Annotated in this window: 10 protein-coding genes; 5 read left to right on the forward strand and 5 right to left on the reverse strand. The window is 63.1% G+C overall.

What is annotated here, in order from left to right:
* Window positions 1-10: 10 nt before the first annotated feature.
* Both ABZW16_RS42435 and ABZW16_RS42440 read right to left on the reverse strand, forming a co-directional pair.
* Window positions 11-1,096 carry a substrate-binding domain-containing protein gene (locus tag ABZW16_RS42435; protein ID WP_354961823.1) on the reverse strand — a complete coding sequence of 362 codons (1,086 nt, stop codon included), beginning with the start codon at window positions 1,094-1,096 and terminating at the stop codon, window positions 11-13.
* Window positions 1,097-1,924: 828 nt separating this feature from the next.
* Window positions 1,925-2,383, reverse strand: a complete 459-nt coding sequence (locus tag ABZW16_RS42440; RefSeq protein ID WP_354961824.1) for a MarR family transcriptional regulator — start codon at window positions 2,381-2,383, stop codon at window positions 1,925-1,927.
* A 63-nt stretch (window positions 2,384-2,446) separates the two neighbouring features.
* On the opposite strand from ABZW16_RS42440, the gene ABZW16_RS42445 reads away from it, so the two are divergent.
* Window positions 2,447-2,815, forward strand: coding sequence for a VOC family protein (locus ABZW16_RS42445; RefSeq protein WP_354961825.1), 369 nt, complete (start codon window positions 2,447-2,449; stop codon window positions 2,813-2,815).
* Between the two features lie 344 nt (window positions 2,816-3,159).
* On the opposite strand, the gene ABZW16_RS42450 is transcribed toward ABZW16_RS42445, so the two are convergent.
* Window positions 3,160-3,306 carry a hypothetical protein gene (locus ABZW16_RS42450; RefSeq protein WP_354961826.1) on the reverse strand — a complete coding sequence of 49 codons (147 nt, stop codon included), beginning with the start codon at window positions 3,304-3,306 and terminating at the stop codon, window positions 3,160-3,162.
* Between the two features lie 298 nt (window positions 3,307-3,604).
* On the opposite strand from ABZW16_RS42450, the gene ABZW16_RS42455 reads away from it, so the two are divergent.
* On the forward strand, window positions 3,605-4,180 hold the full coding sequence (locus ABZW16_RS42455) for a DUF3558 domain-containing protein (RefSeq protein WP_354961827.1): 576 nt from the start codon (window positions 3,605-3,607) through the stop codon (window positions 4,178-4,180).
* Between the two features lie 35 nt (window positions 4,181-4,215).
* Window positions 4,216-4,686, forward strand: coding sequence for a hypothetical protein (locus ABZW16_RS42460; RefSeq protein WP_354961828.1), 471 nt, complete (start codon window positions 4,216-4,218; stop codon window positions 4,684-4,686).
* A gap of 184 nt (window positions 4,687-4,870) precedes the next feature.
* On the opposite strand, the gene ABZW16_RS42465 is transcribed toward ABZW16_RS42460, so the two are convergent.
* Both ABZW16_RS42465 and ABZW16_RS42470 read right to left on the reverse strand, forming a co-directional pair.
* Window positions 4,871-5,065 (reverse strand): DUF397 domain-containing protein, encoded by a 195-nt coding sequence (locus ABZW16_RS42465; RefSeq protein WP_354961829.1) that lies wholly within the window; start codon window positions 5,063-5,065, stop codon window positions 4,871-4,873.
* Window positions 5,062-5,904: a Scr1 family TA system antitoxin-like transcriptional regulator gene (locus ABZW16_RS42470; protein ID WP_354961830.1), complete on the reverse strand. Its 843-nt coding sequence runs from the start codon at window positions 5,902-5,904 to the stop codon at window positions 5,062-5,064. Before ABZW16_RS42470 ends, ABZW16_RS42465 begins: the two co-directional genes overlap by 4 nt.
* A gap of 262 nt (window positions 5,905-6,166) precedes the next feature.
* Here ABZW16_RS42470 and ABZW16_RS42475 point away from each other — a divergent pair, with 262 nt between their 5' ends.
* Together ABZW16_RS42475 and ABZW16_RS42480 are read left to right on the forward strand one after the other, a co-directional pair.
* Entirely contained in the window at window positions 6,167-6,550 is a 384-nt protein-coding gene (locus ABZW16_RS42475; protein ID WP_354961831.1) for a hypothetical protein, read from the forward strand.
* Window positions 6,550-6,888, forward strand: coding sequence for a hypothetical protein (locus ABZW16_RS42480; RefSeq protein WP_354961832.1), 339 nt, complete (start codon window positions 6,550-6,552; stop codon window positions 6,886-6,888). The genes ABZW16_RS42475 and ABZW16_RS42480 overlap by 1 nt, the downstream gene beginning before the upstream one ends.
* The last annotated feature ends 160 nt before the right edge of the window (window positions 6,889-7,048 follow it).

Below are 7,048 nucleotides of genomic sequence, written 5' to 3' on the forward strand. Positions count from 1 at the left end.
GACCGGGCTATCAGCGAACCCCGTTATCCGCGCACAGCTTGGCGAATTCGCCGGTGCACAGTTCGGCCTTCGCGACATAGCCGTCGGCCACCACGTCGTTCACGTTCTCCTTGTAGATCGCTTTCGGTTCCAGCAGCACCGCGGGCACTTTCGCCTTCGCCTCCGGATCGTCGACGGTGCTGTTCGCCTCGCCCTTCTCCCCCTTGGCCAGTGCGATCGCCAGCTTCGCGCCCGCATCGGCCTCCAGCTTGATGGCCTTGTAGACGGTCATGCACTGATCGCCCGCCAGCACGTTCTGCAGGCCCTGCACGGTGGCGTCCTGGCCGGTCACCGGCACCTGGCCGTTCAGCTTCTGCTTCTTCAGCACCGCGATCGCGGCATTGCCGAGGCCGTCGTTGGCCGCGACCACGCCGCCGAGATTCGGTGTGCCGGTGAGCATCTGCTCGAAGATGGTGCCCGCCGTGGTGTTATCCCACTCCGGCACCGCCTGATCCGGGCCCTTCGCGTATTCACCCGCATCGAACTTCGGCTTCAGCACACTGTCGTAGCCGTTCTTGAACAGCGTCGCGTTGTTATCGGTCGGTCCGCCATTGAGATAGGCGACGACCGGGTTGACCGCCTTCTTGTCGGTGAGGCACTTGGCCAGCCCATCCCCCATCAGCTTGCCGACCTTCACATTGTCGAACGACACGTAGAACGGCGCCCCACCGCCGAGAGTCAGTCTGTCGTAATCGATTACGGTCACGCCCTGCGACTTCGCCTTCTGGATCACGGCCTTGCCGGTCCCACTGTCGAGGTTGGTGATCATCAGCACCGTGGCCCCGTTGGTGATCATCTGATCCGCGATGGTCTGGAAGGCGTTCTTATCCCCCTGCGCGTTCTGGATATCCGCCTTGATCCCCGCCGCGTCGAACGCCGCCTGCAGATATTTGCGATCCGCCGTCTCCCACCGCGCGGAGGTCTTGCTGTCCGGCAGGATCACGCCGATCTTGGCGCTGCCGCCACCACCTGCGTCCTTGTTGTTGTCCCCGCAGGCAGTGAGCGAGGTGAGAAGCGCAACCGATACGGCCGCGATGCCGAGGATCCCCTTACGCATGAGGGCGAGCCTTTCGTTGAACCACCACCTGCTAGGTACCAGGTGGTCGAGCCTTGAGCGAATGTTGTTCGATGCAACATATTCCACTGTGACGTAGTGCACAACGGTTTCGCAAAGATATTTGTTGTTTGCCATAACAATCAGGGCACGGGCGATCGGCGAGCTCTCCGACCGAGCACTCGAGCGCGGGTCCTCGCAAGCATCGCGGCTACTCCGGACCAGCACCTACGACACCACAAAACCCGCGCTGAGCAGCGCAGTTCCGCTCGACATTCGCCACCGCTCGCGACATCGCACAGATCAGCAAACTGCCGCATCCGCCGACAGCGCGTTTGCACTACGGTTACCCGCAGGGCATCGCACTCGCCGCGTGCGCGACCGCCGGAACACGGTGCTCCATCGACTGCCCATCCGAACAGGTCCCCGCCTCGACCTCTTGATCATCGACATCGACCGGATTTCACAGTCGGGCGCCGCAGGCCGGCTGGGGACATTGCTGGCTCACCGCAGATGGCCGCTCCCACTGGCTGCTGCTGGCGCCTCGCCGCCTGGCGTTCGCTGCCGCCGCCCTCGTGCAGGCACCACGCCCGACGCCGACCGCCGCATTTACGGTGCCCCGGCAACAGCGTGACACGCCGGGATCGCCCCGGTGAAGCCGCACGGCGTGCTCGCGACGGCACAACCACGACGGCGCGGGCAAGGCCGGACTCACCGCGCCCTCGGCGAGGGTGTAGTCGGGGTCTGTCGGTTTCGAGGTTGCCTGCACGGATTTTCATGCTCAGCTGCACTTCCTATCCGGGCGCGGCGAGACGTGCGGCGGGGAACGAGCTATGCACCGTCGTTGCCATCGCGCAGGGAATGGATCATGCCCCGCAGGATCCGGAACGCGGCCGACTGCTCGGTCTCGGTCATGCCGGCCAGCATTCTGACCTCGACGGACCGGACCGCTACGGTCGCCTTCTCGAGGCTCCGTCGGCCGCGAGGCGTGAGCCGCGTGGGAAGAACCTTCCCGACGGGTGCCTCCGCAGGCCTGGTCACGTAACCGTCTCGTTCCAGGGCCTGGAGCAGCACGTTCATCGTCTGCCGTGTCACGAACGCGCCTCGCGCGAGCTCGGAGTTCGACAAGCCCGGTCGTTGAGCCAGCAGCTCGAGGCAGGAGTAGTGCGTCACGCTCATCCCGAGCGGCCGCAGCACCTCCTCCATGGCTGCGCGGAGGACGCTCGACGCCTCTTTCAGCAGGTAGCCCAGTGACGTCTCCAGATCGACGCCGACACCGTCTTGACTCATGTCAGAATTCTGACATAGATTAACCCGTGTCAGAATGCTGACACGTAAGGAAGGAGCATCATCATGCCCGCCACCGGCCCCGACTTCATCTCGCTCCAAGCGCGCGACCTCGACTCTTCGCAGGCGTTCTACGAGCAGTACCTCGGCCTCGTCCGCTCACCGGCCGGACCTCCGCACGCCGTCGTCTTCGAGACGAAGCCGATCGCGTTCGCACTCCGCGACGTCGTTCCCGGCACCGATCTCGCATCCGTTGCTCAGCCCGGCATCGGTGCCGCGATCTGGCTCCACGCCACAGACGTCCAGGCCATTCACGATGCTCTCGTCGCCGACGGTCACACCATCGTCTCCGCACCGATCGACGGCCCCTTCGGTCGGACATTCACCTTCGCCGACCCCGACGGCTACCAGGTCACTCTCCACGACCGCGCCTGATAGGCCGAACGCCACCGGACGATCACTCTCGGCTTCCGCAACCGCACCAACTACATCGCCAGGTCCCTGCTCGAGACCGGCGACTTCGGGCCGCGACTACCCCGTCTGTGAAGAGCCACATTGCTGCCCGGCAGTGCCCGACTGAACGCGACGGAGGAGGGCCCATGTCCAATTACTCCGGCAGTTCTGCCGCGCTCGAGGTGATTCCGCAGAGGCTCGAAATCCCAGCAGGATTCGTGGCTTCCTGGCGTACCTGAGCCCGGCGAGCTGCGCTATGGCTGTGGCGCTGCCCGTGGTGTCGTCTCCCTCGAGCCGAACACCGACCTGCACAGCGGAAATGGACTTCACGAGTTGACCGCCGCCGACGACACCTCCGCGGCACGGCTGCTCGGCAATGGCATGCAGTCCATGACCGCGGAATCCAATGCCGTGCGCAGGATTTCGGCCAATTCGTAGACGTACTTACCGACCTCACGGACCTGCTCCGGCACCACCGAGATCCGCTGGCCAGAGGCTGGCGTCCCCCGTCGCTCACACCGACGGATGCTACCGACGTCGAATGATGGTGCCGCCCTCGAAGGCCATGGGAATATTCCAGTCCCACTAAACCTTTCGCGGTCCGGATTTCGGCGGCGCACTGAAGCCACGGCCGCCAGGGCCGGGAACTCGCGCGTGCGTCGCTTGTAGGCGGATCAACCGGCCGGTACGGTCGAACCAACTGAACAGGGGGCGGGAGCCGGGCCAGTCCTGATCGATGCCGCCGACACTGCAGGCGACCAGGAGGAATGGATGATCAGCAGGGGGAAGACACTTCTCGGCGCTGCGTTGGGGGTTGGTGCTGTTGTTCTGCTGTCCGGGTGTGGGTCATCGACTGGCGGAGATGCGAAACCGGTCTCCACTTCCACGAGCGCAGGGCCGTCGCTGGCCGCCGATGTTCCACGCACCTATGACCCCTGTAAAGACGTTCCGCAAGACGTTTTGGATTCAGAGAAGCTGCACAACAAGCACACCGTCGACGACAGTGCGAGCGGCGGAGTTCGGTGGGTCGGATGTCAATGGGTGCGGTCAAACGGCTACGGAGTGAGCATCCGCACGACGAATCTCACCATCGACCTTATTCGTAGCCGCAACTTCCCTGAAACCACCGAGTTCACGATCAACGGCCGCCGCGCCATCTCGACACGCCAGTTCGACGGTCCCTACATCAAAGAAGCCTGCACGGTCGACGTCGAAATGAAGGGCGGCAGTCTCGAGTTCAACCTGAATAATCCGCCCTCGAATCGCGACACTGGCAGCATCGACTCGTGCGTGCTCGCCCGGGGATTGGCAGAGAAGGTTGTACCCAGCCTGCCTGCCACCGCCTGAGCAGTGCTCCACGAACCGAATTGGGAGGGAACCACATGGCAAACGAAGCGCCTCCAGCGACCCCGTTGGCGAATCTGATCACCGAGGCCCGTGAGGGCCGGTTGACGATTCGGATGGACCTCGAGAAGTTCGTCTATATCGACCGCGACTGCGAATACTTCAAGGATCAGATCCGAGATATCCAGACAACGATGACCCAGATCGCACAGCAGGATAAGTGGGGCCTGGGTGAGGGTTTCGCCTCGCAGGGCGACCGAGACCTGATCTCCGCCAAGACGATGGTCAAGCGGTGGCGTGAAAAATCCCGAGGCTCGCAAAACGGCGTATACGAAGTGATGGAGTCGCACTACAAGGTCATCGAAGACTTCCAGACCCTGTTCCGCACCGTCCGCGAGCGCATCACCGGTGTCGACACCGAGCAGGCGGCGAAATACCAAGACCTGGAAGCGAACCTGCCACAGCAGGCACCCGCCCAAGCCAAGATCTTCTCCTGGCCAGGACTATAGGACTCCGAGTTCACGCATATTGCCGACATGGGTCACATATCGACTCTTCCTACGACGCGCCGGTCCGAAGATCAGAAGCTCTGCACGAGTTCGGATTCGACAGAGGTTGAGACAGCAGACAGCCCCATCGCGACATCGAGTTCATCAGGATGGGGCCGCTGTGGTGCTCGGTATTGCGCCAGGCTCAGGCGTTTCGGTCGAACTCTCCGTCCGCGACGCCCGCTGTGAAGGCATCCCATTCGGCGGGCGTGAAGACCAACGCGGGGCTGGTCGGGTTCTTGCTGTCGCGCATTCCGACCATCCCGTGATCGAGGAAGGCGACTTCGACACATTCCCCAGTCTGGGTGCTGTAGCTGCTCTTGAACCACTCGGTGTTCACCGAGGTAACTCCTTCACGATCTTGGACAGGTAAGCGCGCGTCTTGCCCACGCTCAACGTGGACCGCTCTATGTCGGCCCAAGAGTGACGATACCGGGCGACCTGTTCGGGCTTCTCGAAGTACAGATCGCTCCCGACTCCAGCTTCGATGTACACAACTGGAGGTTCCGGTTCGAGGTCGGCTGTCCCGGCGAATTCGAGGATGATGAACGGGCCTGCCTCAGTACCGCGATAGATGCCTACATCGAAGGGCACGAGCCGAATGCTGACATTGGACAGCGCGGAAACTTCGATGATGCGGCGCATCTGACCGGCGGCAAGATCGGGCGCACCGAGCGGTCGACGGATCACGCTCTCATCAAGTATCACATCCAACTTCGGCTGGGATTCGGTGAGAACGGCTTGTCGGTCCATCCGGACCTGGACATGGCGTTCAACCTCCTCGGGCGTCAGGTCAGGGCTGGTGCGGAGCAAGGCGCGGGCGTAGTCCTCGGTCTGCAGCAGACCGGGGATTCGGGCGCTCTGGTACATCGCGAGGGAACTGGCAGTTCCCTCGAGGGCGATGTACGTGCTCAGCTTGTCCGTCGAATCAGTGTCACTGAAGGCGTGCCACCAACCCCGAGCCGATTCGGCCTCTGCGGCAAGGGTCTTCACGTTTAACCTGGTCTCAGGTGTCGCTCGGTAGATATCGCAGAGTTTGTCGATGTATATCGGCTTGAGCTTGCACGGCTGCCCCTTGAGCATCTTCGTCACCGTGACGTGATGCAGGTTGACCTGTTCCGCCACGTCTTTGATGTAAAGCCCGGATTCTCGATGCAGCTTGGACAGGATGCGTGCCACCTGACGGCGAGGGACCGATGGGGCGGCAGGCTGTGCGGGCATGCGATGACCTCCTTGACTTGACCAGCTAAAACTCCCGTTCGCAGGTAGGCTACTCCGTTTTTTCGAAGTGAACTATTTTCCACATTAAGATTGTGAACTTTCCTCCAAGGGTGTGAGCTGAACATGCGCTTCGAGAGTGGCTACCGAAGGCGCACCCGCCTCGCGGGCAAAGCACCGCACGCTCCACCGACCAGCACACCAACCAGGTTCTGGGGGAACCATGACACCCACGCACTCCACCGAGTCCCCGCAGACGATCACTGCGGGCGACAAGCCGAAAGCCATTGGCTTCGTGCGCAATGACGTATCCGGCCTGCATGCACCTCGCCATGCACTCGATGTGCAGCGGCACGCGAACGCACTCGGCTATCAGTACGTGTACACGATTCGGCCGCCTGCCGATGTCGACGACCCGATCAGGTACGCGCTCGGCATAGCGGCTGGCCTCGAAATCCGGGTGATCGTCGTCTTCGACCTCGGTCACGTCGACTGTTGCCCCGCGTTGGTCTGCGACGCCGGATTCGACCTGGAAACCGTTTGCCCGCAAGGCACTTGGGTGCGCTCAGCGCAGCGCGTGCCCGACGTCGAGACGGGGGTGGCGTGATGCCCGAAGACGCTCTGCTCAACCCACCGAATATCTGCGCCTTCGCCGAGGTCGAATTGGCGCACGCACAGATGCGCCGACACCGGGCATGCCGGATCCAGCGGTGTGCGTGGAAGCGGGTCGCGTACTACACGCTCGTGCAGCACGGCCGGATCGCACCACCGCAGTCGAGCCCGCGCGAACGCGCGCGATTGCGCGGCATCGACTTTCCAATCGACACCGTCGACCGCTCCCTCCCCGAGGGCATACCCGAACTCCGCACATTGCACCAAGTGCTCGACGGGCTCGCTCAACTGGTGTTACCGCCGACTTGCCCCGGCAACGGCGTCGAGAAATGAACGGCTATGGGACCGTGGCAAATAGTGCACAGCGTCCTCGCGGTCATCGGTGGCGGCGCCTTCGCGATGGTCGGCGTGGCGTGTGTGTGGCCGATCAACCAGCCACGCCGCGACCGGCCCGCCGCACGCCGCTGCCGTCTGCGCCCGGTCGAATGGCCGA

This window comes from Nocardia sp. NPDC004604 (assembly GCF_040609795.1).
In the GTDB taxonomy this organism is placed as follows: domain Bacteria; phylum Actinomycetota; class Actinomycetes; order Mycobacteriales; family Mycobacteriaceae; genus Nocardia.